This is a genomic window from Mesorhizobium sp. M0514 (assembly GCF_040321145.1).
Classification (GTDB): Bacteria; Pseudomonadota; Alphaproteobacteria; order Rhizobiales; family Rhizobiaceae; genus Mesorhizobium.
This window is the reverse complement of sequence record NZ_JAMYQZ010000011.1, coordinates 69,839-93,837: the sequence shown is the minus strand read 5'-3', so window position 1 is coordinate 93,837 and position 23,999 is coordinate 69,839. Positions and strand designations below refer to the sequence as shown.

18 protein-coding genes are annotated in these 23,999 nt (G+C 62.2%); 7 read left to right on the top strand and 11 right to left on the bottom strand.

Features of this window, described 5'->3' with window-relative positions; translation table 11 throughout:
• Nucleotides 1-67: 67 nt before the first annotated feature.
• The gene (locus tag NKI61_RS07565; protein ID WP_023688398.1) at nt 68-1,102 is read right to left on the bottom strand and encodes an extracellular solute-binding protein; all 1,035 of its coding nucleotides are present in this window, start codon (nt 1,100-1,102) and stop codon (nt 68-70) included.
• A gap of 285 nt (nt 1,103-1,387) precedes the next feature.
• Between NKI61_RS07565 and NKI61_RS07560 the strand changes: the two genes are divergently transcribed.
• From NKI61_RS07560 to NKI61_RS07550, 3 genes are all read left to right on the top strand, one after another.
• Nucleotides 1,388-4,363, top strand: a complete 2,976-nt coding sequence (locus tag NKI61_RS07560) for a caspase family protein (protein ID WP_352839099.1) — start codon at nt 1,388-1,390, stop codon at nt 4,361-4,363.
• Between the two features lie 445 nt (nt 4,364-4,808).
• Nucleotides 4,809-5,576: an NAD kinase gene (locus NKI61_RS07555; RefSeq protein WP_023681482.1), complete on the top strand. Its 768-nt coding sequence runs from the start codon at nt 4,809-4,811 to the stop codon at nt 5,574-5,576.
• A 192-nt stretch (nt 5,577-5,768) separates the two neighbouring features.
• The gene (locus NKI61_RS07550; RefSeq protein ID WP_352839098.1) at nt 5,769-7,382 is read left to right on the top strand and encodes a DEAD/DEAH box helicase; all 1,614 of its coding nucleotides are present in this window, start codon (nt 5,769-5,771) and stop codon (nt 7,380-7,382) included.
• A 166-nt stretch (nt 7,383-7,548) separates the two neighbouring features.
• Here the strand turns inward: NKI61_RS07550 and NKI61_RS07545 are convergent, their stop codons facing one another.
• Nucleotides 7,549-8,442 carry a LysR family transcriptional regulator gene (locus tag NKI61_RS07545; protein ID WP_023691233.1) on the bottom strand — a complete coding sequence of 298 codons (894 nt, stop codon included), beginning with the start codon at nt 8,440-8,442 and terminating at the stop codon, nt 7,549-7,551.
• A 119-nt stretch (nt 8,443-8,561) separates the two neighbouring features.
• Between NKI61_RS07545 and NKI61_RS07540 the strand changes: the two genes are divergently transcribed.
• Nucleotides 8,562-9,446, top strand: coding sequence for an NmrA/HSCARG family protein (locus NKI61_RS07540; RefSeq protein WP_023691232.1), 885 nt, complete (start codon nt 8,562-8,564; stop codon nt 9,444-9,446).
• Between the two features lie 47 nt (nt 9,447-9,493).
• Nucleotides 9,494-9,763, top strand: coding sequence for a DUF2798 domain-containing protein (locus NKI61_RS07535; protein ID WP_023667468.1), 270 nt, complete (start codon nt 9,494-9,496; stop codon nt 9,761-9,763).
• Nucleotides 9,764-10,001: 238 nt separating this feature from the next.
• Here NKI61_RS07535 and NKI61_RS07530 read toward each other — a convergent pair whose 3' ends face one another.
• The 4 genes from NKI61_RS07530 to NKI61_RS07515 form a co-directional block, all read right to left on the bottom strand.
• The gene (locus NKI61_RS07530; protein ID WP_023691231.1) at nt 10,002-10,610 is read right to left on the bottom strand and encodes a hypothetical protein; all 609 of its coding nucleotides are present in this window, start codon (nt 10,608-10,610) and stop codon (nt 10,002-10,004) included.
• A gap of 237 nt (nt 10,611-10,847) precedes the next feature.
• The gene (locus NKI61_RS07525) at nt 10,848-11,420 is read right to left on the bottom strand and encodes a YiaD family glycine zipper/OmpA-like lipoprotein (protein ID WP_352839097.1); all 573 of its coding nucleotides are present in this window, start codon (nt 11,418-11,420) and stop codon (nt 10,848-10,850) included.
• A 151-nt stretch (nt 11,421-11,571) separates the two neighbouring features.
• Nucleotides 11,572-11,940 (bottom strand): GFA family protein, encoded by a 369-nt coding sequence (locus tag NKI61_RS07520; RefSeq protein ID WP_023667471.1) that lies wholly within the window; start codon nt 11,938-11,940, stop codon nt 11,572-11,574.
• A 147-nt stretch (nt 11,941-12,087) separates the two neighbouring features.
• Entirely contained in the window at nt 12,088-12,978 is an 891-nt protein-coding gene (locus NKI61_RS07515; protein WP_023681487.1) for a LysR family transcriptional regulator, read from the bottom strand.
• A gap of 103 nt (nt 12,979-13,081) precedes the next feature.
• Between NKI61_RS07515 and NKI61_RS07510 the strand changes: the two genes are divergently transcribed.
• A complete protein-coding gene (locus NKI61_RS07510; RefSeq protein WP_023667473.1) occupies nt 13,082-13,951 on the top strand; it encodes an NmrA/HSCARG family protein in 870 nt (289 codons plus the stop codon).
• Nucleotides 13,952-14,005: 54 nt separating this feature from the next.
• Here NKI61_RS07510 and NKI61_RS07505 read toward each other — a convergent pair whose 3' ends face one another.
• The 5 genes from NKI61_RS07505 to NKI61_RS07485 form a co-directional block, all read right to left on the bottom strand.
• The gene (locus NKI61_RS07505) at nt 14,006-14,404 is read right to left on the bottom strand and encodes a hypothetical protein (RefSeq protein WP_023729805.1); all 399 of its coding nucleotides are present in this window, start codon (nt 14,402-14,404) and stop codon (nt 14,006-14,008) included.
• Between the two features lie 288 nt (nt 14,405-14,692).
• Nucleotides 14,693-15,112, bottom strand: coding sequence for a GFA family protein (locus NKI61_RS07500; RefSeq protein ID WP_023691227.1), 420 nt, complete (start codon nt 15,110-15,112; stop codon nt 14,693-14,695).
• Nucleotides 15,113-15,230: 118 nt separating this feature from the next.
• Nucleotides 15,231-16,362 (bottom strand): peptide chain release factor 2 gene (gene prfB / locus NKI61_RS07495; protein WP_352839096.1). Its coding sequence is split into 2 segments (ribosomal slippage): nt 15,231-16,295 and nt 16,297-16,362, totalling 1,131 coding nucleotides; the frame shifts between segments, so codons are not numbered across the junction.
• 130 nt (nt 16,363-16,492) lie between these two features.
• Complete coding sequence (locus tag NKI61_RS07490; RefSeq protein ID WP_352839095.1) at nt 16,493-18,949, bottom strand: penicillin-binding protein 1A; 2,457 nt, start codon at nt 18,947-18,949, stop codon at nt 16,493-16,495.
• A 213-nt stretch (nt 18,950-19,162) separates the two neighbouring features.
• Nucleotides 19,163-20,422 (bottom strand): N-acetylmuramoyl-L-alanine amidase, encoded by a 1,260-nt coding sequence (locus tag NKI61_RS07485; RefSeq protein ID WP_023738932.1) that lies wholly within the window; start codon nt 20,420-20,422, stop codon nt 19,163-19,165.
• Between the two features lie 648 nt (nt 20,423-21,070).
• Here NKI61_RS07485 and NKI61_RS07480 point away from each other — a divergent pair.
• A complete protein-coding gene (locus NKI61_RS07480; protein WP_352839094.1) occupies nt 21,071-23,986 on the top strand; it encodes an Rne/Rng family ribonuclease in 2,916 nt (971 codons plus the stop codon).
• Nucleotides 23,987-23,999: the final 13 nt, after the last annotated feature.

Here is a 23,999-nt window from a genome sequence, read left to right as displayed (position 1 = left end):
CTGGCATTGGGGATGGCCGAGCCGCGATGCGCGGCCCGATGTTGGTCAGCTTCGGCCGGCGGCGCTGCTATTTCTGCAGATCGGTCCAGATCCTGGTGTAGAGCGCCTGGACGTCGGCGGGACAGGCCGACATGAATTGGCCCTTGTCGGCAAATTCGGCCGGAACATCCACTTCGGGCGCGCCCTTCATATCGGCCGGCAGGAAGGGCTCGGAGCCCTTGATGCCATTGGCGTAGTGCGCGAAGGCCGAGATCATCGCTGCATTCCTGGGGTCCATGATGAAATTCTGGAAGAGCTTGGCGTTCTCGACGTTCTTGGCATCCTTGAGCACCGCGACATTGTCCATCCAGATTGGAAAGCCCTCCTTGGGATAGCCGTAGACGATCTTGTCGTTCTCCAGCCGCTCGCGCAGCGATATGCCGTTCCAGTTGACGCCGGCGGCAATGTCGCCCCTGCCGAGACCGTCGACGGCCGCATAGTCGAGCGACAGCCATTTCGCTTTCGCCTCGATGAGCTTGTCATGCACCTTTTTCAAAAGCACCTTGTCGTCGGTGCAGTACTTACCGCCCTCATAGGCAATGGCGAGGAACATGATGTCTCCCATTTCGGGCACGACATTGATCTTGCCCACGAGTTCCGGCGGCGGATCGAGGAAAATCGCCGAGGTGTTCGGATCGCCCGCATAGACCGATTTGTTGACCGAGATGCCGGTCGTGCCCCATTGCCACGGCACCGAATATTTGCGGCCGGGGTCGAACGGCACGTCGACCCATCTCGGATCGACGTTTCTAAAGTTCTCCATCGTGTTGGGATCGGTTTCCAAGAGCAGGCCTTCGCTGATCCAGATCGGCATCACGCTGGCCGATGGAACGACGATGTCATAGCCGGAAGCGCCCTGGCGGACCTTGGCCAGAGCCGTATCGTTGGAATCGTAGTCGGTGACGGTAACCTTGACCTTGTAGGTTTCCTCGAACTTCTTGATCAGGTCCGGGCTGGTGTAGTTGCCCCAATTGTAGATTTGGAGTTCGCCCTCGGCGCGGGCAATGCCGGTCATCGCCAGCAGCGACAGGCCGAGCGCCGTGGCGGTCGATTTCAACTGCATGCTTGTGTCTCCCATTGTTGGGACCGGCGGGATTGCGCCTCGAGCCCCTAAGTTCCCTTCGTCCTGGTGATCATTCACTGGCGAATGCCGGCTGACCAACTCGGTATCTCGGGCAACGGTATTAATTACTAAACATACAGTCAATATCTTTTAGCGACACAACTGCATCATCGGCACCGGCAGTGCGCCGGCGAAGCCGACATGATATGGTCAAGGTTGGGCCATTGATGAATTGGGGCAAGCCGTGGCGTGAGCGCCGCAGCCTGCAGGGCTTGGATCACGGTCATGCGCCTTTTTCTGGCGGTCGTGCTGCTGATGACCATGGCGCTCTTCTCCGCTGCGCGCGGCGAAGAGCGGATAGCGCTGGTTGTCGCCAATCCGGCCTATGAGGGCTCACCGGCAATCGCCAACGCCGACCTCAGTGCCGAACTCGTTGCAGCGACACTACGATCGCTTGGCTTCACCGTCCGGCAGGTGTCGGATGGCGACCGCGCCGATGTCGCGCGCGCCATGCATGATTTCGCCCAATCCCTGGCCAATCCGGACTCAATCGGCATCTTCTACTATGTCGGCCACACCGCGCAGGCCAACGGCAGGAACTATTTACTGACGCGCGGCACCCGGATCGATTCAAAGGAAACGGTCGACCAGACGGCATTGCCCCTCGATCTGTTCATGCAGGCGCTCGAGGCAACCCCGACATTGAAGGTGGTTCTGCTCGACAATCCCGGCGATGGCCACAACCCTACTTCCGGCGTGATGCAGGGTCTGGCGGCGGTCGATCCCCTCACCCACGCCATCGTCGCCCTGTCGGCCAAACCCGGAACCGTTGCACTGGACGAAGCCCGCCCCGTCACCGTATTTGCCGATGCGCTCACCGCTGCGCTGGTCAAGCGCGGCGCGGACATAGCCATCATCCTCGCCTCGGTCAGGCAAACCACTATCGACAAAACGTCAGGCGCCCAGTGGCCATGGATGGCATATGGCCGCTCGGCAGACGCTGCCTTTGTGCTGACGCCGGACCAGGTGGCCGGCGCGGCACCGGCGCTGCCGCTTGTGCCGGAACCGGCACCGCCGGCGATGGCGAGCGGCGGCTACATCTCCGGGAGTGGCGGTTGGGAGCCTGATGGCAGCGACTACGCCGATGGCAGCGGTCAGGAGCCCTACCCCATGGACGTTGCACCGGGCTCCGGCAGTCCCGATGCCGCGATGGGCGACAGCGCCAAGGAGGCGGCGCTCTACGAGGAATACAAACGCCAGGAACAGCAGCGCCAATTGCAGGAAGAGCAGGCTCGGCAACGATACGAAGAGGAAAAGCAACGTCTTGAAGACGCGGCTGCGGCCGCTGCCCAGAACAATCTCGGCGGGACCTATCCGCAGGATGGCGGAGCCACCGGCGCCGAACCGCCCCCCGATAAGGCAGGGATCCCCCCTGAGGACGGCATGACATCGGCCCCGCCACCCGCGACCGGCGCCGAAAGTCAGCCGGAGGCGCAGGCGCAACCGAAACCAGCGCCGCCGCCCATCGACCAGGCGCAAAGCCCTCCTTCCGGCGGCGCCCTTCCACAACCCGAGACGGGCGCTGTCGAGGTGGTGCGCCATCCAACCATCGATGCGCCGGATGAGATTGTCGCCGGCGGGACGGTGACCGTTTCGATCGCTCTGACCGAGGAGCAATTGACGCCCGAAGTGAAGGTAAAGGCAGCGCCGGGCTCGTCGGTGACAGAAGATGGCGCCCTGGCCATGGCGATGCCGGCGGGAGCCGAGCAATGGCCGATCGATATCGATCTGTTCGCCTCCGGCTTCGATCTCGCTGACGGCGGCAAATGGAGCCGACGGACGACGCTCTACCGCCAGGGCGACAGCGACTTCGTCCGCTTCGACGTCAAGGCGCGGCCGATCGCCAAGGACAGCAAGCCGGCCCAGTTCATCGCGCGCATCTACAGCGCCGGGAGGTTCCTGGGATCGGCATCGCGGTCCGTTGTCATCCGTCGCACGGCGCCTGTCGAGGCAGCCGCTCGGAGCGCCGCAGCCGAACGCTCCGCAGCACCTGCCATGCTGATGCTGGCCGCAGCGCCGCCGCAACCGGCGGTGACAGGCGATGTCACGCTTGGCGGCGCGGGCGGCGATGACGTTCCCGATCTCGACGTGACCATCCTCTATGACGATCCGAGCGGGCTGGGTTCGGGGCAGATCATCATCCATTCGCCGCATCTGGCCGGTCCGGTGACCGATACCTTCTCGACGCCACCTGAGATGGCGGCGTGGCTGGACTCCGAATACCGCCGCCTGCTGCAGCTCGGCCTGAGCTTGCGCGGCGCGGTTTCGCTGCAGCAGCCTGCCGCAAGCAGCGATCCGGGCGCGCAAAAGCGCTTTGTCACGCTGGCCGCCGAAGGTTTTGGCGATGCGCTCTACCGCGACTATGTGCCGAAAGCGTTCAAGGACGTGTTCTGGTCGCTGCGCGGCAAAGGCGAGCTGCATTCGATCCAGATCACCTCGAACAGCCCGACACTGCCCTGGGAATTGATCCGTCCGCGCAGCGTCGACGGCGCTATAGCCGACGGTTTTCTCGGCATGGGCTACCGGCTGGCGCGCTGGGCTCCGCGCAGCAGTGCCTCACAGGTCGACAACCCGCTCGACCGCATGACCTTCACCGGCGTCGCGGCCGTCGCGCCCTCCTATGTCGACAAGCAGTCGCTGCGCTTTCAGCAGGACGAGATCGCGGCACTGAGCAAGCTTGCCGGCTACCGCCGCTTCGATGGCGATTTCATCTCTTTCGAGAAACTGGTCGGTGAAGTCTCGACCGGTTTCATTCATTTCTCCGGTCACGGCGAGGTCAACCAGCCGAGCAGCGGCCGGCCGGTCTTTGCCATCGATCTCGTCGATCAGTCGCTCGACCCGGATACATGGGCTGCGTTGGTCGCGACCGCGCATGGCAAGGGCAATCCGTTCTACTTTTTCAACGCCTGCGACACCGGCCGTTCGCAGATGCTCGGCGGCTTCGTGCAGGGCTGGGGTCCGGCAGTGCTGGCGGGCGGCGCTTCCGGCTTCATCGGCGGCATGTGGCCACTGACCGACCGCGCGGCAGCGGCCTTCTCGACCGATTTCTATGGCGGCATCAGCACGCGGATCACGGACGGGCCGGTCTATCTGGCCGAGATCCTGCAGGATGTCCGCAGAGAATTCTACCAGACCGGCGATCCGACCTATCTCGCCTACACATTCTACGGCAACGCCAACCTGAGGATTGTCGCGCAGTAGGCGACGGATCTTCGTTTGCAGATTGGCTTCAGCCTACAACGCGTTTTGGGGGCATGGCACGCCGGCGCCGCCGCAGCGTGAGGCCATCGGCCTGGAGCTCATGTCTTCGGACTGCCGCACAAGCTCCGCAAACAGAAGGGCGAAACTTCCCATCACAAGGAAGACGATAATCAGGCGTGTCACCGGCAATAGACAGGTCTCGACTGGCTAGCCCCCCAGCCACCCATCCTCTGTCGGCTAACATGATCGATCAGGCTTTACGAGTGTTTAAGCTCGCTCTTAACCATTACATTCGCCGTTCCGGCGACATGAAGCGCGAGCCGCCGATTTCGTTTCGCCGCGGCCGCAACTGCGCCGGACGATGCCTCCCTTTGCAGATGCGCTTGCCCATGCTACCCCACGCAACCGCCGCCGACCGCCATCGGCCGACCGCCATCGGAATGTCATGAGCAAAGCCAATCTCGCCTTCGTCTCCTCCGACACTGCCGATGCCAAGGCGGCGATGGAGAGCCTGTCGGCCCGCTATGGCCAGGCATCCTTCGACGACGCCCAGGTGGTGGTGGCGCTGGGTGGCGACGGCTTCCTGCTGCAGACCTTGCGCGACACGATGAGCACGGGAAAGAAGGTCTACGGCATGAACCGTGGCACCATCGGCTTCCTGATGAACGAGTACCGCGTCGGGGGCCTCACCGAGCGCATCGCGGCCGCCGTCGCCGAAACGATCCGCCCGCTGGAAATGCTGGCGTTGACGCATGAGGGGGAGACGGTTTCGGCACTCGCCATCAACGAGGTGGCGCTGTGGCGTCAGTCCTACCAGACGGCAAAGATCCGCATCACCGTCGACGAGCAGGTCCGCATCGAGGAACTGAACTGCGACGGCGTGATGATCGCGACGCCGGCCGGCTCCACCGCGTACAATCTTTCGGCGCACGGGCCGATCCTGCCGCTGGATGCGCCGTTGCTCGCGCTGACCCCGGTCAGCCCGTTCCGGCCGCGCCGTTGGCGGGGTGCCTTGTTGTCAAACAAGGCGACCGTACGCTTCGATATTCTGGAGTCGGAAAAGCGCCCGGTGAACACCGCCGCCGACCACACCGAGGTCAAGGCGGTGGCTTCCGTAACGGTCCGCGAATCGCCGACTGCGACGGCGACGCTGCTGTTTGATCCCAACCATTCGTGGAACGAACGCATTCTCGCCGAGCAATTTCGCTATTGAGCCGGCGCAAAGAGTGACTACCTAATTAAGCATCGCGATTAAGCTTACGTTTTCACAATCGTGCCAATCCCGCCCGTTTCTGTTGACAAATCGCGGGCTTGCGCCTAATCGCAATACCAATCTTGCAGGCACGCTGTGCTTGCCGCGACGGATGCCGTTGCGCTTCCCCGAACCAGCCAAAGACAGCAACTCTTGTCCTCAGACACCACGACCGCTCCAGAAGCGTTGACCTTTTCAGACCTCGGCCTGTCGCCGAAGGTCCTTTCCGCAGTCACCGATGCCGGCTACACCGTGCCGACGCCGATCCAGGCTGGCGCTATCCCGCATGCCTTGCTCGGCAAGGATATTCTGGGCATAGCACAGACCGGCACCGGCAAGACGGCCTCCTTCGTGCTGCCGATGCTGACCCGCCTCGAAAAAGGCAGAGCCCGTGCCCGCATGCCGCGCACGCTGATCCTCGAGCCGACGCGCGAGCTCGCCGCGCAGGTCGAAGAGAATTTCATCAGATACGGCAAGAACCACAAGCTCAACATCGCGCTGCTGATCGGCGGCGTCTCCTTCGACGAGCAGGACAAGAAGCTGGAGCGCGGAGCCGACGTGCTGATCGCCACGCCCGGCCGTCTGCTCGATCACCGCGAGCGCGGCAAGCTGTTGCTCAACGGCGTCGAGATCCTCGTCATCGACGAGGCCGACCGCATGCTGGACATGGGCTTCATCCCCGACATCGAGCGCATCTGCGAGATGATCCCGTTCACCAGGCAGACGCTGTTCTTCTCGGCGACCATGCCGCCGGAGATCACCAAGCTCACCGAGAAATTCCTGCATGCGCCGGTGCGCGTCGAGGTTTCCAAGGCGGCATCCGCTGCCACCAACATCATCCAGCGCCTGGTCAAGTCCGGCTCCAAGCCGTGGGACAAGCGCGAGACGCTACGCAATCTGATAAAGGCCGAAGACGCCGAGCTGAAGAACGCTATCATTTTCTGCAACCGCAAGGTCGAGGTCGCGGAGCTGTTCCGCTCGCTGCTGAAGTATGATTTCGACGCCGGCGCCCTGCATGGCGACATGGACCAGCGCGCCCGCATGCAGATGCTGGCCAATTTCCGCGATGGCAAATTGCGCTATCTCGTGGCGTCCGACGTCGCCGCGCGCGGCCTCGACATTCCCGACGTCAGCCACGTCTTCAACTACGACGTGCCGATCCACGCCGAAGACTATGTCCACCGCATCGGCCGCACCGGCCGCGCCGGACGCTCGGGCAAATCCTTCACCATCGCCACCAAGTCCGACACCAAATACATCGACGCCATCGAGCGGCTGATCGGCAACAAGATCGAGTGGCATGACGGCGACCTGTCGACCGTGGTCGCCAGCGAAGGCGGCGAGGACGAAGCGCCCCGCCGTGGCCGTGGCGCTCCGCGCCGCGCCGGCCGCAAGGACGAGGACCGCAAGGCCCATGATCGCAAGGAGGGTGGCGAGCGCAAGCCGCGCGAACGCCATGCCAAGCGCAGCGACGACGCGCCAGCGGCAGATGCCGCGCGCGAGGAACAGCCGGTGGTAGCCGAGGCCGCGGTCGCCGACATCGGCGAACGGCATCAGCGCAAGGAAGCGATCCGCTCCGAAAACAGCGACCGCAAGGTCTCCGATCGCAACAACGAGAACCGCGCCCCGGAACGCGGCGACACAAGGCCGCAGCGCGCCAGCAACAGCCGCCCTGCCCGCGGCAACAACCGCGGTGAAGACAATGACGGCACCGTCGGCTTCGGCGACGACATGCCGGCCTTCATGAAGATCGTCGCCAAGGTCTGATTCCATGAGCCGCGGCGTCCCGAGGACGCGCGGCTTTCCAGGACGCGATTGGGATGCGAGATCTGGAGCCCGCTCAGGATCAATCAGCGCCATGCGCGGTAATCGCAAGACAGGCTCGATCTGCCCGATCTCTTCCGGCCTGGAGCGCTTCAAATACCCGTCGATGCTACAGGCTTTTGAGTTCCAGGCGGGATGCCAATAAATCCAGAAATGCCCGAACCTTGGCCGAAGATGACCGGCCTTCCTGCCACAAGGCATGGATCGGCACCGGTGCCGGCTCGAATTCCGTCAAAACCAGTTCGACGAGACCGTCGTCGACCAAATGTCTTATCTGCCACAGAGGCGAGAAGCCCAAACCCAGTCCGTGGATTGCGGCGGCATAGACCGAGGTCATCAGATTGGAGCGAAAAGCGCCTGCGACCTTCACGGTCCGGGGTTTCCCGTCGATCTGAAACGTCCATTCACCTGGACGCTCGTTAGCGGTTCTGATGATGCAACTGTGCTCACTCAGCTGGAAGGGATGGGCCGGCCGGTCGCACCGCGCGAAATAGGAAGGCGCGCCGAACACAACGCGCCGCAACGCTCCCAGGCGTTTGGCTTTCAAGTTAGAATCCGGCAAATCGCCGATGCGTATTGCCAGGTCGAGACCTTCGGCGCCAAGATCGGCAAATCCATCGGAAAGTTGAAGATCGACCTCGACCCGGGGAAATGTCCGCATGTATTCCGCGATGACAGGCATCAGGACGTTCGGGCCAAACAGAACCGGCGCCCCGATGCGCAGGACGCCTGCCGGCTCCGATCGTTGATTGATCGCCTGAAGTCTTGCGTCGTTTATTTCGTCGACCGCGGGTTTGATCCGGTTGAAAAAGGCTGCTCCGACTTCACTTGGTGTCGAGCGACGCGTTGTCCTGTGGATCAGCTCGACGCCGACTGATTGCTCCAGTGCCGCCAGGGACCGGCTGACCGACTGCAGCGAGCGGTTCAGCCGATGTGCGGCAGTCGTCAGACTTCCATGCTCGACGATCGCGATGAAAGCCTCGAAATCGTCCATCCGGCTCATGCATTCTCCCGACATTCGACATAATATATCGCAAAAACGGGTAATTGTAACGACAATTGCGACGTCGTACCTCTCTGCAAGTTGTCCCGCGAGGACAGGCTTGATGGAAGGAAATCGTCATGCAAGTAGCCAATCCAACTGTTCTGGTTGTTGGTGCCACAGGCCGAGTTGCGGGACTTGTCGTGCCTGAACTTGTCCGCCGCAATGCCAATGTTCGAGCGCTCGTTCGCGACCCTGCGAATGCCGAAAAGGCCCGGAAGGTGGGGGCATCCGAGGTTGCGACAGGAGATTTGCGAAATCGTCAGAGCCTCGAAAGGGCGGTCGCGGGCGTCGACGGCGTCTTTCACATTGGGCCGGCTTTTGCTCCCGATGAAGCAGCCATGGGCGTTGCCATGGTTGAGGCCGCCACGCGAGCAGGAGTTCGAAAGTTCGTCTTCTCGTCGGTGATCCAGCCTACCAATACGCGACTGAAGAACCATGCCAGCAAGGTGCCTGTCGAGGCTGCTCTCTACTCGACGACGATGGAATATACGATTCTGCACCCTGCCAATTTCATGCAGAACCTCGCAGCGGCCTGGCCGTCCGTCGTTGAACATGGTGTTTTCTCGGAACCGTTTCCAAAGACGGCGAAGCTGGCCCGCGTCGACTACCGCGATGTCGCTGAGGTGGCGGCGATCGCCCTAACCGAAGCGCGATTGTCCTACGCGACCCTCGATCTGTGCGCTGACGGCATGCACAGCCGGGAAGACATCGTTGCGATGATGAGTGAGGAACTTGGCAGACCCATCTCTTCTGGTGAGCCGACATTTGGCGAGTGGGCGGCCGAGGCACGCCTTCCCTACAATGACCGCCAAATGCAGGTGCTGGCCAAAATATACGCCCACTATGCCCACTATGGCCTTGGCGGAAACAGTCTGACATTGCGCGCCGCCCTGGGCCGCGAACCGCGTTCGTTGCGCGGCTTTATTCGAAACCTTGCCCAGCAAATGGCGCAGGCCGCCTGACTGCGCCCAGCCGCGCATACTTCCACTTTTCGAGAAGGAGATAGGTGATGCGACCGTCATCCCACAAGGTTTTGAAATCGAGGAAGCTACCGGCCTCCTACAATGCGCTGGTAATGCCATTCGTACTTTCCATCCTGATGTCGTGCATTGTTTCCGCGGTAGCGACGCTGATCAATGCGGGCTGGACAACCGGTTTCGTGGCGACCTGGCCGTATGCATGGGGAGCATCATGGCTAGTGGGCTTTCCAAGTCTGCTGCTGGTCTTGCCGATCGTGCGCCGTATCGTTGCGGCAATTGTCGATCAGCCGACCTCGTAGGCCTTGATTACGGAGTCCGACATGCCAAACAAGAACGGCCCTTGCGGGCCGCTTTTACCTTCGACTGACGGCTCGCAGCGCCATTGTCGACTTCCGCGACCAGATACCTGTCTTCATGCGGGCAGCCTTCATGCGCGCCGGCCCTCATGCCGATCGTCGTCCGAGCCTGACTCCCGAGCGCTCTCAAATGCAGCCGGCCAGCTTGCACTCTTGGCACGCTCCTATCCTGGCCCGTCCGTCACATCGGGCCGGGCATCATCTTGGTCGGGTTTTCCAGCATCGGAAACTCTGCCTTGCTGCATTTCACGTTCGGGTTGGTCGGACTGAACATGCCGTTCGGATTGTCTCTGAACAGCCAGGCATGAAGGTCGTAGTGGACGAACTCCCTCGGAATGAGCGGATAGTGCCCTTCCATCGGTCCCATGAAGGTCTGGCCAAATAGTTTTGGAGGTTCCTTGGTGTCTGGCGTCAGGGGCACCAGCCATTCCACGCCAACCAATTTCAAGCCTTTCTTGGTCGGCTCGTAGATCAGCACATTGGGGCGCATCGGATCGAGTTTCTGACCGACACTCGGGACGTTGACGAAATGGATGCCCATAGCGCCCTTCGGATAGTCCATTGCGCCCTCGATCCTGTCCCCGCTGTAATAGACGCACCCGACAGTCGACAGATAAAGGTCGCGGACGGCGACCGTGTAGTCTTCATATTTGGCGAGCGATTTCTTCAACGCTTCGATGTCGGCTTTGTTGGCGTCCTCGGCTCGAGCCGTGGCCGCCGCGCACCAAGCAGAGACCAGACCTGTCAAAATGAGGACGCCGCAACGCCCAAGACGAGCTGTTCTTGTCATGCATTCCTCCCAGATTTCCTTATCTGGCCGTGCAGGACCGGGGCCGACTAAGTGACTGCATGGCCGTTTGTATCGCCCCATCCCCTCTGGAACCGCACCAATGCTAATCCCTTCCAAGGCCTCCGGAAAGGGATTATTAGAAATCTCTAATGCGTTAGACCTTTTGGCGGACCACAGGAGCCCAAAAAGAAAGCGGCCCCTTGCGGGGGCCGCCTTCGCATTTCGATGCCGAACAATTCAGGTCAGCGGCGAAAGCTGGATCTCGACGCGCCGGTTCTGCGCACGGCCGGCCGCCGTTCCGTTGGACGCGATCGGACGGGTCTTGCCGAATCCGGTGACGGCGAAGCGGCGCGAATCGACACCTTGGCCTGAGAGATAGTTGGCGACCGCCAATGCGCGGCGCTGCGACAGATCGAAATTGTGTTCGTCGCCACCGGTCGAATCGGTATGGCCGAACACGTCGACCGTGGTCTGCTTGAACTTCTTCAGCACCAGCGCAACCGAGTTCAGCACCTGGTAGAAGCCGGGCTTCACCGCATCCTGGTCGACGTTGAAAGTAATGTCGGACGGCATGTTGAGGATGATCTGGTCGCCGGTGCGGGTGACGCTGACGCCGGTGCCTTCGAGCTGGCGGCGCAGTTCAGCCTCGTTCTGGTCCATGGTCGCGCCGATGGCGCCGCCGGCCAGGGCGCCAAGGCCGGCGCCGGCTGCGGTGTTCGAAACCTTCTGCTCCCCGGTGTACGGATCGGTCGTGGTGCAGGCACTCACCAGCACAGCCGTCGCAACGGCGACGAGCACAGTCTTTTTCATAAGGATCGTCCCTCTCCAAAGCGCGGCCTTTGCGGCTCGCGCATATAAGCCCTTCTCCGGTCTTGTAACATGAAATGCGGCGAAAAACCGAGCGGCGAAAGCGGCTTCTCCCCGCTCGCGCCACACTTCCGCTTCGGTGGCTGGTGCTGGCCTACCAGAGGTTCTTGCCGTCAATGACGACCACCTCGACCTTGTCGAGGTCGAAATCGTCGAACAGCCGCGAATTGACTGAGATCTTGGGATTGTCGAAGTCCGGTTTTCCGGTCGACCAGTCCGGCGTTTCGGTGAAGGTGCCGCAGCCGCAAATGGCGCAAAACCCGTGTTTGACGGTCTTCGATCCCCATTGATAGAAGGAAACGTTTTCCGGCGAGCTGGTGAGCTTGAATTGCGACGGAACGTAGTAAGCCCACAGCGAACCGCGCTTGGAGCAGAACGAGCAGGTGCATTGTGTTACCGTCTCGGGCGCCTGCGAAACCTCGAACGTCGTCGCCTTGCAATGACAGCTGGCCTTGATGGTCATGAAAAGCTTTCCTCTCCGTTGCCCGCCACCCATGCGGCAAGGCACCATAAAGGAAGGCTCCTGACAACTGTCTGTCAGCAGGCTCCGGTCGATCGAGCCGAGCGGCGCTCTGGCTGAAGCAGGCCCGTCGTCACCTCCCAATCGTCGTCACCTGCCGATATAGGCGGCCAGTTCGTCCGGCGTCCCGTTTGGGAAAGCCTGTTTCAGAAAATCCAGGAACGCCGACACGCGCGCGCTGAGCAGCCGCCGGGAGGGGTAGAGCGTCCATAGAGAAATTTCGGGGCCGTCAATATCCCCCCAATTCACCAGTGTGCCGTCAGCCAGGTCGTGGGCCACCAACGAAATGGGAAGCCGTCCTGCGCCGATGCCGGCTCGCACCGCATCCCGGACCATGATGAGCGTCGACAAGGCGAGGACCGGCTCGATTCTAAGTGTTGCCCGGCCACCTGGTGTCTTCACCTGCCATGTTTGCCGCTCGCCTGTCCCGCGCGCAACGCCAGGAGCGGCGAGCCCATCGGCCGGGCGAGGAAGGTCCGGGCTCGCCACAACGACCAGGCGGTCGCGGAGAAACGCCCGTCCGACCAGGCTTTCATCGGGATCCGGATTGACCCGGATTACCAGATCGTAGCCTTCCTCGATCATGTCGACATGCCGGTCTTCGGTGGTCACTTCAAGCCTCACCTCAGGATACCTCAGGGCAAATCCCGCGGCGATCCTCCCCATTGCAGTCTGCGAAAAATGCAAAGGCGCGCTGATCCGCAATCTGCCCTTGGGTCTCTGGCCGCCCGAGGCAATCGCCGATGCCGTCTCGTCCAGCTCGGCAAGCAACGCCCCCGTCCGCTCGAAGAGCGCCCGTCCTTCTTCGGTCAGCTTCAGGTTACGCGCACCCCGTTCGAACAGACGCAGATCGAGACTGCTTTCCAATTCGCCAACGCGCCGGGACAATGTTGCCTTGGGCCGGCCGGTGGACCTTGCCGCTTTGCCGAAGCCGCCATGGCGAGCCACGAGGTTAAAATCGGCAAGGGCTAAAAGATCCATGACTGTCCCACCAGTGAGACGACGTGTCTAAAATTGCCGTCTACTGGGCTCTTTGTGAGCCACACATATTGGGGCTGTCAAGCAACCCAACAGGAGAAATTCCATGACCATTCTCGTTACCGGCGCCACCGGCAATATCGGCCGCCAAGTCGTCGAACAGCTCGCCAAGCGCGGCGCCGATGTGCGTGCTCTCGTGCGCGATCCGTCGAAAACCAGTTTTCCGGCAGGCGTATCCGTCGTGCAAGGCGACTTTCTCGATGTCGATTCGCTGCGCAAAGCCATGTCTGGCGTTTCCACGCTGTTCCTCTTGAACGCCGTGGTGCCGGACGAATTCACCCAGGCTTTGATCGCCTTGAATGTCGCCCGATCGGCCGGCATCGAGCGGATCGTCTATCTCTCGGTGATCCACGCTGACGTCTATGTGAACGTGCCGCATTTCGCGGGCAAGTTCGGCGTGGAGCGAATGATCGAACAGATGGACTTCAAAGCTACGATCTTGCGCCCGGCCTACTTCATCCAGAACGATCTGACGGTCGAAGACGTCATCACCGGCTACGGCACCTACCCAATGCCGATCGGCCCCAAGGGTCTCGCCATGATCGATGCCCGCGATATCGCCGAGATCGCCGCTCTTGAGCTGCTGCGTCGCGAACGGTCCAAGGAGCCGCTTGCGTTCGAGAGGATCAACCTCGTCGGTCCGCAGACACTGACCGGGACGGACATTGCCGCAATCTGGTCAGACGTACTCGCCCGCCCGATCAGCTACAGCGGCGACAATACGGAGGGTTTTGAGCAAAATCTCAAGCAGTTCCTGCCCGCCTGGATGGCCTACGACATGCGCCTGATGGGCGAGCGTTTCTTTACCGACGGGATGCTGCCCGAGACCGGCGACGTCGAGCGCCTGACGGCACTTCTGGGTCGCCCACTGCGGCCGTATCGCGACTTCGCCTCAGCACTCGCTGCTTCCGTCTGACGCAAGCGCCTTCAGCACCAAGGCCGGCCTTCCGATGAGAACTGCCAACAGAACTCAGTAGGAACGCGGTGGCACGAACAGGCAGATCGTCTTGCCTGCGTCGAGGCCGGCCTGGTGCGCGCACCAGTGGAAATCGCCGTCGGGTGAGTCCTTGACCCGCTTGTCGCTCATCGGAACGACCTCCCCCGTTCCGGCGATGACATAGCCCTCCGGCTTTTCCAGCACCTCGCCGGTATGGGTGGTGCGGCAGTCGTAGTTTGCACAGCAGGCGAAGGGATAACTCCAGCCTTGCGGCTTCGCCGCCGTGGGCTTGGCGTCATGGGCGAAGGCGGGTGCGGTCAGCACCGCCATCGCAAGCATCGCGATGGCAAAGATCGGGGTCACGAACATTGAAAACAGGAGTCGGCCAGCCGGTTGAACGGCTCTGGCCGATCGGAGAGTGGCAGCAGACATGGAGCGTTCCTTTCAAACGAGCATCAAGCGTTTCGCTTGCCCGTTCCCGGAACGTGTCTTCCCAGTGGCCGGATCGTCAGGTCGCAGATATATGCCGCGTCCGGCCATAAATGCTTTTTCTCTTCCAGCCCTCGGATGCTGGGCTGATTCCTTGGCCGGCGCAAGAAGTTGCTGCGCGAGGCCGCACATCTACGCCGCTATCTGCAACCGCTGACGAGATCCAAGGCCAGGCTCAAATCCCGGCAGACGGACAACGAAACAACGGGATTGGCCGTATGTGGTTCCAGCCTATACGTCGCCTGGACCGGCGATCACATGCCCTTCATATTGCGGCAAGTCGTCGGCGATGGTGAACCATGGCGCTTTGGAGCCGACGAAGATGTGCGCGGTCGGCCGGATCGTCGGATCGTCGACCAGCGTGCCCATGGCGACATGGACATAGGCGCCGTCGCGGACCAGCGAATACAGCAACGAGCCGCAGCGGCTGCAATGCGCATCGTGGCCGCTGTCATCGCCGAAATGGATGAGCCCGTGATGCCCTTCGGCAAGGGCAAGTTTCTCGCGCTCGATGCCGGCGAAGGGCTTGAAGGCGGAACCTGTGGTGCGCCGGCAGTTCGAACAATGGCAGTTGGCGGCATAGACGAACTCGTCCGCCACTTCATACTGGACCGCGCCGCAAAAGCATTTGCCGGTGAGCCTGCGAGTCATGGTTCCTCCTTCGCTCCCCCGCCCAGGGATGTTCTTATTCAAGTCAGCCGAGTCGAAAGTGGCGGAAGCGCAGGAATCAGCCATTCGCAGGCCGGCCTCACCTGAATATGGACATATCCTAGTCGAGGTCGGCCACGGCTTCACCGGCACCGCCCTCGATGCGCTGCGACAACGAAGCTTCCATGAAGTCGTCGAGGTCGCCGTCGAGCACGCTCGACGGGCTGGTGCTCTCGACGCCGGTGCGCAGGTCCTTCACCAACTGGTAGGGCTGCAGCACATAGGAACGGATCTGGTGACCCCAGCCGATGTCGCTCTTCGACGCTTCTGTGGCATTGGCCACCGCTTCGCGCTTCTTCAGCTCTTCCTCGTAAAGGCGCGAGCGCAGCATTTCCCAGGCCTTCGCCTTGTTCTTGTGCTGCGAGCGTTCGGCCTGGCAGGCAACCGCGATGCCGGTGGCGATATGGGTGATGCGAACCGCCGAGTCCGTGGTGTTGACGTGCTGGCCGCCCGAACCGGATGAGCGGTAGGTGTCGATGCGTACATCCGATTCCGAGACGTCGATCTCGATCCTGTCATCGACGACCGGGTAGACCCAGACGCTGGAGAACGACGTGTGGCGGCGCGCATTGCTGTCATAGGGTGAAATGCGGACCAGGCGATGAACGCCCGACTCGGTCTTCAGCCAGCCATAGGCATTGTGGCCCTTGATCAGGAGCGTGGCGGACTTGATGCCGGCCTCTTCGCCGTCATGGACTTCCAGCACTTCGACCTTGAAACGGCGACGCTCGGCCCAGCGCGTGTACATGCGCAGAAGCATCGAGGCCCAGTCCTGGCTCTCGGTGCCGCCGGCGCCGGCATGGACTTCGAGATAGGTGTCGTTGGCGTCTGCCTCGCCCGACAGCATCGTCTCGACCTGGCGGGCCTTGGCCTCGCCCTGCATCGAGCGGAGGGCTGCTTCCGCCTCGGCGATCACGCTCTGGTCGCCCTCTTCCTCACCCAGTTCGATCAGGCCGATATTGTCTTCCAGCGCCTGGGTCAGGCTTTTGACGCCGGCGATCCCGTCTTCGAGGCCCTGGCGCTCGCGCATCAGCTTTTGCGCTTCCAGCGGATCATTCCAGAGGCTGGAATCCTCGGCGCGCACGTTCAGGTATTCAAGCCGCTTTATAGCCTGATCCCAGTCAAAGATGCCTCCTCAGCAGGGTGATCGCCTGCCTGATCTCGTCGACAATATTCTGCGTTTCCGCGCGCATGGCTGGTTGTTCCGTCCTGTTTTCGAAGTGGCGCTTGGGTCGGCGCGATACATAGGCACGGCATTGCTGCCTGTAAAGCGAAATGGGCCGGCTCAACAAGCCAGCCCATTCGACGTAAAAAATCAGGTCGTCAGTAGAGTCCGCCGCCGGGTGCCTGGATGGCTTCCGTAGCCTGCGGCGATAGCGGTCCGCCGGCGCCGTTGGACCCGTCGGCGCCCATGCCGATCACCCAATAGCTGTCGGCCGGGCCGGTGCCGGGCTTGAAGGCTTCGATGATGGTGCCGGGATCGTCCGACGCGGCACGCATGCCGGTCTTGCGGTTGATCGCGACCAGGTTCATGCCTTCCGGCACCTTGAAGTCGACATTCGGCGTGCCGTCCAGCGCAACGCGCATGAAGTCCTTGAAGATAGGCGCCGCCAGACCACCGCCGGTGGCGCCATGGCCGAGACCGCGCGGCGTGTCGTAACCCATGTAGAGGCCGACGACGAGGTTCGGCGTATAGCCGATGAACCAGGCGTCTTTCTCGTCATTGGTCGTTCCGGTCTTGCCGGCGATGTGGCGGCCAAGCTCGGCGATGGTGGCGCCGGTGCCGCGCTGGACCACGCCTTCCATCATCGAGGTGATCTGGTAGGCGGTCATCGGATCGAGCACCTGCTCGGAATTGTCGACCAGTTCCGGTTCGGGCTGGTTGTTCCATTCGGGCGCATTGCAGCCTTCGCAGCCGCGCTCGTCCTGCTTGAACACGGTCTTGCCGTAGCGGTCCTGGATGCGGTCGATGAGCGAGGGTTTGATCGACTTGCCGCCATTGGCCATGATCGAATAGGCCGACACCATGCGCATCACCGTCGTCTCGCCGGAGCCCAGCGCCATAGGCAGATACGGCGCCAGATGGTCGTAGACGCCGAACCTCTCGGCATATTCCACCACCAGCTTCATGCCCATGTCGTTGGCGAGCCGCACCGTCATCAAATTGCGCGACTTTTCGATGCCGGAGCGCAAGGTCGCGGGACCGGCCACCGTGCCGTCATAGTTCTTCGGCGTCCAGGTCGTGGTGCCGCTCTGGATGGTGATCGGTCCGTCCATGATCACAGAGGCCGGCGTATAGCCATTGTCGAGCGCGGCCGAATAGACGATCGGCTTGAAGGACGATCCCGGCTGGCGCATCGCCTGCGTGGCGCGGTTGAACTCCGACTGCGCATAGGAGAAGCCGCCGACCATGGCCAGCACGCGGCCGGTATGTGGATCCATGGCGATCAGGCCGCCCTCCACTTCCGGCACCTGGCGCAACGTGTAGGCGCCTTCCGACCCTTCGTTCTTCTGCACGAAGATGACGTCGCCGGGCTGCAGTACATCGGCCGGAGACTTGGCCTTGACCGTCTTGCCATCGACCACATGGCGCATGGCAAAGCTCATGTCTTCCTTCCTGACGGCGCCTTCGACGCGTTCCTTGACGATATCGCCCGAAATCTGCCGCGTCGGCTGCAGGCCGATGGAAAGGCCGGTCGCTGAGCTGTCGAGCACGACGGCAAGCGACCATTCCGGCACGTCTTCCAGCCCCTTGACGTTGCCCAGCGCCACGCCCCAGTCGCCGGAAGCATCGATATGCGTCACCGGTCCGCGATAGCCGCGCAGCGTGTCGTATTTGAGCAAGCCGTTCTGCATCGACTTGCGGGCGATGAGCTGGATCTTCGGATCGAGCGTCGTGCGCACCGAAAGGCCGCCCTCATAGAGCGCGTTCTCGCCATAGCGCGAGATGATCTGGCGGCGCACTTCCTCGGTGAAATATTCACCCGCAAACAGATAGGAGCCATTGCGACGCGGCGTCACGCCGAGCGGCTCGGCCTTGGCCTTGTCGCCTTCCTCGCGCGTCACGTACCCGTTCTCGACCATCTGGTCGATGACCCAGTTGCGGCGCTCGATGGCGCGGTCGGCATGCTTGAAGGGATGGTAGTTGTTGGGCCCCTTCGGCAGCGACGCCAGATAAGCGGCTTCCGCGACGGTGAGTTCGTTGACCGACTTGTCGAAATAGGTCAGTGCCGCGCCCGCAACGCCATAGGCGCCGAAACCGAAGAAGATTTCGTTGAGATAGAGCTCAAGGATGCGGTCCTTCGAATAAGCCTGCTCGATGCGGAAGGCCAGGATCATCTCCTTGATCTTGCGCTCGTAGGTCTGGTCCGAGGACAAGAGGAAGTTCTTCGCCACCTGCTGGGTGATGGTCGAGGCGCCGACCTGGCGCCTGCCCGAACCCAGATTCTGCAGGTTGACGTAGATGGCGCGGCCAAGCCCGGTGATGTCGATGCCGGGATGGTTGTAGAAATTCTTGTCCTCGGCCGACAGGAACGCCGCCTTGACCCGGTCCGGAACCGCCTGGATCGGCAGATAGAGCCGCCGTTCGCGCGCATATTCGGCCATCAGCGAGCCGTCGGAAGCATGGATGCGGGTCGTCACCGGCGGCTCGTACTTGGCCAGAACCTCGTAGTCGGGCAGGTCTTTCGATAGATGGCTGATGTATATCGCCACGCCCGCGGCGACGATAAGCGCCAGCGTCGTGCCGATACCAAAGAAATAGCCGATAAGACGAATCATGCCCGCTCCAGTCCGAGGTCCGGGAATTTCCTAGACGAAGCCGCCTTTCGCGCAAGCCTTCGCAACTGTCCCGATCCGTGATGGAAAACCCATGTCGCCACCATGTGGGCAAAATACGGCAGTGCCCGGTTTAGGCATCCCCCACCTGAAATAAAAGCGCCTGGTGTTGTCGTCGTGCAACGCTGCCTCCGGTCGTGGGCGGCGGCGACCATCTCAGCCTCCGGTTCCCGTTCCCATCTTGGCGGAGGCAAACAGGGCGACGGCGTTGGTGATGCTCTGCGCCGCCTTGCCGCGCCAGTCGGCGTCGAGCAGTTGCGCTTCATCCTTGGCGTTGGAGAGATAGCCGAGTTCCACCAGCACCGACGGCACATCGGGCGCTTTCAGCACTTTGAAGCCGGCCGAACGCTGCGGATTATTGATCAGGCCGACGCTGGTGGACAACTGGCCGACCAGAGTGTGGGCAAAGCTCATCGAGAAATTATGCGTCTCGCGGCGGATCAGGTCGATCAGTATGTCGGTGACTTCCTTGTTGTCGTCCTTGATCACCATGCCGGCGAACTGGTCGGAGAGGTTTTCACGGTCGGCAAGCGCCTGCGCTTGCGGATCGGACGCCTTGTCGGAGACGGTATAGACGGTGGCGCCTCTGATACCCTTGACGCTGATCGTGTCGGCATGGATCGAGATCAAAAGGTCGGCCTCGTGCTGCCGGGCGATGCGCACGCGGTCATCGAGCCGCAGGAACTCGTCGGTATCGCGCGTCATGAACACGTCGTAGTTGGCGACGGCGGCGAGCTTGTCGCGCAATTCGGTGGCGAAGGCCAGCGTCACGTTCTTCTCGATGGTGCCGTTGAGGCCTTCGGCGCCACCGTCGATGCCGCCATGGCCGGGATCGATGACGATGGTGAAGCGATGCCCGGGATTGGAGATCGGCCCTGTGCCGACCCTGGAGCCCTTGTCGGTGGAGACGGTCGAGCCAGTGGTCAGCGCCTGGTTGGCAAGGGCTTCGTCGAACTCGCGGTCGGAGGCTGCCGACATGTCGATGGCGATGCGATAGCCTGCGCCGTCCTCGTTCTTGAGCACCTCGAGCTTGTCGACCGAGAACGGCCCCTTGCCGGTCAGGATCAGCCGCGATCCCTCGCCCTGATCGCCATAACGCACCGCTTTGACCAGGCCGCGGGCCTTGGCGTCCTTCGCGCCAATGGCGAATCGGGTGCGCGGCAGGTCCACGACCAGCCGGTTGGGGCCGCGCAGCAGGAACCATTTGATGTCGGGCTCGCGGTCGAAATCGATGACGATGCGCATCTTGGTAGCGTCGCCGGCCATCTTGTAGGCGGTGGCGCCGAGTGGCGCATCGGCGGCGCGTGAAACCGGCGCAAAAGCAAGGCAAAGCGCCAGCAGCAACAGCACACCGGCAGCGCGCAGGAAACGGCCTGCACGGCCATGGCCCTTGTCTGTGATGCCCGCCAGTCCCATTTCTTTGCAGTCGCTCCCGGTTTGGCGCTTGCGCCCGCGTGGTTGGTCGAAATGCCGGTCAAGGCCGCAGACTCGATTAACGATTGGTATCCAGAGAAGGTTAACCAAGCCTTTTCATTGAGGATTAAGGCCTGTGCTTCCGTTACGGCACTGCTTTTTGCCGGCATCCGAAATCGGGGTTGCCTTCCACCCCGTCAAATCATAAAAGCGATGGTGGATCACTGCAATCCTGGAACCGCTTCTCCCGCAGCTTCCTGCTACAGGTCAGATGAAAGGCGGCTCCTTTCGCTCCAGCGAAAAGGCTTCAGGTGATCGCGACGAATTTCGCAGGTGTGCGCCCGTGGCGGGGGAATCGCCTGCGTGAGGAAAACGGCCGGGTTTGTTCCCGTGCCGGCTCTGTATGAGCAAACAAGCTGGTCCGGTTCGTCCGGGCTTTGGTTCAAAAGGTTCTGCTGGTGACGATGGCTTCAAGCGCAATCATGGAAAGGTCCGCATCAAACCGCGCCATTGTGGCTGCGGGCGGCACCGCCATGGCGCTCAAGCGGCGTCCGGCGGACATTCAGACATCCGGCACCCACATCCCAGACACGCAGCAGCGGGCTTTGCCTCGCAAGCTGCGGCTGACGGCTGCCGGGAGGAAACGAAATAATGCCCAACAAAATGCTGATAGACGCCTCCCACCCGGAGGAAACACGCGTTGTCGTTATCCGCGGTAACCGTATTGAAGAATTCGACTTTGAATCTCAGGACAAGAAGCAGCTCAAAGGAAACATCTATCTCGCCCGCGTAACGCGTGTCGAACCTTCCCTTCAGGCAGCCTTTGTCGAATATGGCGGCAACCGTCACGGTTTCCTCGCCTTCAGTGAAATTCACCCCGACTATTACCAGATCCCGGTCGCCGATCGTCAGGCTTTGCTGCGCGCTGAAGCGCAGGAAGCGGAGGAAGAGGAGAACGAGGACAATGACGGCGACGACCGCCAGAGTCGCGATCGCGGCCGGCGCGGCCGCCGGCGCGGCGGCAAGGGTCGTGAGCGCGGCGAACACAAGCGCGACGCCGGCGCCGATGATGAGAACGGCGAACATGGCGATGCCGGCAGCGATGCCGTCTCCGAAGCGCCTGCTTCCGAGCATGCCGCGGCCAATACCGCCGGGCATGACGATCATGGCGGGCATGGCGACAGCGAAGCCTCCGACGCCGAGACATCCGGGAGCGAACCGTCGGAAGGCGGCCCGACATCGATTGCGGCAAGCGTCGAAGCGGATGTGATCTCCGAAGCTGTCCCTGCGGCGGAGCCGGGTGACGAAAGGTCGTCCAGCGAGGCAAGCGGCGAAGCCACCTCCGGGGACAATGACCGCGGCATGCTGGAAGAGGTGCAGTCCTCGCATCCGGACGACCACGAGATCGAATCCGTAGGCGCCGAGGATGCGCTGGAAGAGGTGCGCAGCCGCCGCAAGCCGGTGCGCCGCCAGTACAAGATTCAGGAAGTCATCAAGCGCCGGCAGATCCTGCTGGTGCAGGTGGTCAAGGAAGAGCGCGGCAACAAGGGCGCTGCACTCACCACCTATCTGTCGCTTGCCGGCCGCTATTCCGTGCTGATGCCCAACACCGCACGCGGCGGCGGCATTTCGCGCAAGATCACCAGTGCGGTCGACCGCAAGCGCCTCAAGGAGGTCGTTGCCGATCTCGAAGTGCCGCAGGGCATGGGCGTCATCCTGCGCACCGCCGGCGAAAGCCGCACCAAGGCGGAAATCAAGCGCGACTACGAATATCTGATGCGGCTTTGGGAAAACGTCCGCAATCTGACGCTGCAATCCACCGCCCCTGCCCTCGTCTATGAGGAAGGCAGCCTGATCAAGCGCTCGGTGCGCGACCTCTACAACAAGGATATTGACGAGATTCTTGTCTCCGGCGAGGAAGGCTACCGCGAGGCCAAGGATTTCATGCGCATGCTGATGCCGAGCCACGCCAAGGTCGTTCAGCCGTTCCGCGACACGACGCCGATCTTCGTGCGCAACGGGATCGAGGCGCAGCTCGACCGCATGCTGCAGCCGCAGGTGACGCTGAAGAGCGGCGGCTACATCATCATCAACCAGACCGAGGCGCTGGTCGCCATCGACGTCAATTCGGGCCGCTCCACCAAGGAGCACTCGATCGAGGACACCGCTCTCCACACCAACCTTGAAGCGGCGGAAGAAGTCGCCAGGCAATTAAGGCTGCGCGATCTCGCCGGCCTGATCGTCATCGACTTCATCGACATGGAGGAGAACCGCAACAACCGCTCCGTCGAGAAGCGGCTGAAGGATCACCTCAAGAACGACCGAGCCCGCATCCAAGTCGGCCGCATCTCGCATTTCGGCCTGATGGAGATGTCGCGCCAGCGCATCCGCGCCAGCGTGCTGGAATCAACCATGAAGCCGTGCCCTCATTGCGGCGGCACTGGCCATGTGCGCTCCGATTCGTCGGTGGCGCTGATGGTGGTGCGGGCGATCGAGGAATTCCTGCTCAAGGATTCGCGCAGCCACATCACGGTGCGGACTCCGGCGGCGACCGCTCTCTATGTGCTCAACCACAAGCGCGGCACGCTGGTGGAACTCGAAAGCCGCTTTGGCCTGACCATCACCGTCGAGGCCGATGATACGGTCGGTGTGCAGCACTACGCGATCTTCCGCGGCGCCATTGCCGAAAAGCCGGAAGGCTTTGTCGAAGCGCGAACCTTCCCGGCCTATGTCGAGCCGGAAGAGCCCGAGGACGAGATCGTCATCGAGGAGGAAGACGACGAGGTTGTGGTACAGGCCGAGCAGCCGCGCCAGGCGCAGCCGCAATCGCAGCAGCAGCCGAGATCGGCTGAGGACGGCGAAGGCCGCGATCGCAAGCGTCGCAAGCGCCGCAGGCGGCGCGGCGGCAAGGATCGCGAACGCGAACATGGCGATCGCGAGCATGGCGCCGAAGGTGCTTCGGTTTCGGCGGCAAGCGACGACTTTGCCGCTGAACCAGGCGATGACGATGCAACACAGCAAGACGAAGCCCAGGTTGGCGCCGTCGAAATGGTGGAAGCATCAGATGACGCCCAGGGCAAGAAGCGCCGTCGCGGCAAGCGCGGCGGCAAGCGCAATCGTCGCGAAGACGGCACGGAGACCGAAGCCGGCGAAACCGCCTCGGTGGCCGAGGCAGCTGAAGTCGGAACGGCCGCAAGCGAGCCCGTAGCAGCCGTAGCGGTTGAAGAAGCGGCGGCTCCCGCCGCGGCGAACGACGACGCTCCAGCCGAAAAGCCGAAGAAGAAGCGCGCTTCAAGGGCAAAGAAGGCTGTGGTGGAAGTCGCCGATGAGACGGCGGCCGAGGCTGCACCGGAAGCTGCCGTCGAAGCTGCCGCCCCCGCTGCGGCCGATGCCGCCACGGAAACGACCGTCGACGACGAGCCCGCCAAGGCTCGCCCGTCACGGCGCAAAGCCGTGGCCGCGGATACCTCCGCGGTGCCGGTGGTTTCCTCCAGCGTTGCCGACGAGGCAAAGGCCGAGGAAAAGCCGAAGCGCGCCGGCTGGTGGCAGCGGAAGGGCTTTTTCTAAGCTATTCAGCCGA

Excerpts from the sequence above, each read along its gene's own strand:
- NKI61_RS07560 (WP_352839099.1), top strand. The coding sequence starts at position 1,388 with ATGCGCCTTTTTCTGGCGGTCGTGCTGCTGATGACCATGGCGCTCTTC.
- NKI61_RS07505 (WP_023729805.1), bottom strand. The coding sequence starts at position 14,404 with ATGTCTGCTGCCACTCTCCGATCGGCCAGAGCCGTTCAACCGGCTGGC.
- NKI61_RS07545 (WP_023691233.1), bottom strand. The coding sequence starts at position 8,442 with ATGAGCCGGATGGACGATTTCGAGGCTTTCATCGCGATCGTCGAGCAT.
- NKI61_RS07490 (WP_352839095.1), bottom strand. The coding sequence starts at position 18,949 with ATGATTCGTCTTATCGGCTATTTCTTTGGTATCGGCACGACGCTGGCG.
- NKI61_RS07530 (WP_023691231.1), bottom strand. The coding sequence starts at position 10,610 with ATGACAAGAACAGCTCGTCTTGGGCGTTGCGGCGTCCTCATTTTGACA.
- NKI61_RS07540 (WP_023691232.1), top strand. The coding sequence starts at position 8,562 with ATGCAAGTAGCCAATCCAACTGTTCTGGTTGTTGGTGCCACAGGCCGA.
- NKI61_RS07565 (WP_023688398.1), bottom strand. The coding sequence starts at position 1,102 with ATGCAGTTGAAATCGACCGCCACGGCGCTCGGCCTGTCGCTGCTGGCG.
- NKI61_RS07485 (WP_023738932.1), bottom strand. The coding sequence starts at position 20,422 with ATGGGACTGGCGGGCATCACAGACAAGGGCCATGGCCGTGCAGGCCGT.
- NKI61_RS07520 (WP_023667471.1), bottom strand. The coding sequence starts at position 11,940 with ATGACCATCAAGGCCAGCTGTCATTGCAAGGCGACGACGTTCGAGGTT.
- NKI61_RS07500 (WP_023691227.1), bottom strand. The coding sequence starts at position 15,112 with ATGACTCGCAGGCTCACCGGCAAATGCTTTTGCGGCGCGGTCCAGTAT.
- NKI61_RS07480 (WP_352839094.1), top strand. The coding sequence starts at position 21,071 with ATGCCCAACAAAATGCTGATAGACGCCTCCCACCCGGAGGAAACACGC.
- NKI61_RS07555 (WP_023681482.1), top strand. The coding sequence starts at position 4,809 with ATGAGCAAAGCCAATCTCGCCTTCGTCTCCTCCGACACTGCCGATGCC.
- NKI61_RS07525 (WP_352839097.1), bottom strand. The coding sequence starts at position 11,420 with ATGAAAAAGACTGTGCTCGTCGCCGTTGCGACGGCTGTGCTGGTGAGT.
- NKI61_RS07535 (WP_023667468.1), top strand. The coding sequence starts at position 9,494 with ATGCGACCGTCATCCCACAAGGTTTTGAAATCGAGGAAGCTACCGGCC.
- NKI61_RS07515 (WP_023681487.1), bottom strand. The coding sequence starts at position 12,978 with ATGGATCTTTTAGCCCTTGCCGATTTTAACCTCGTGGCTCGCCATGGC.
- NKI61_RS07510 (WP_023667473.1), top strand. The coding sequence starts at position 13,082 with ATGACCATTCTCGTTACCGGCGCCACCGGCAATATCGGCCGCCAAGTC.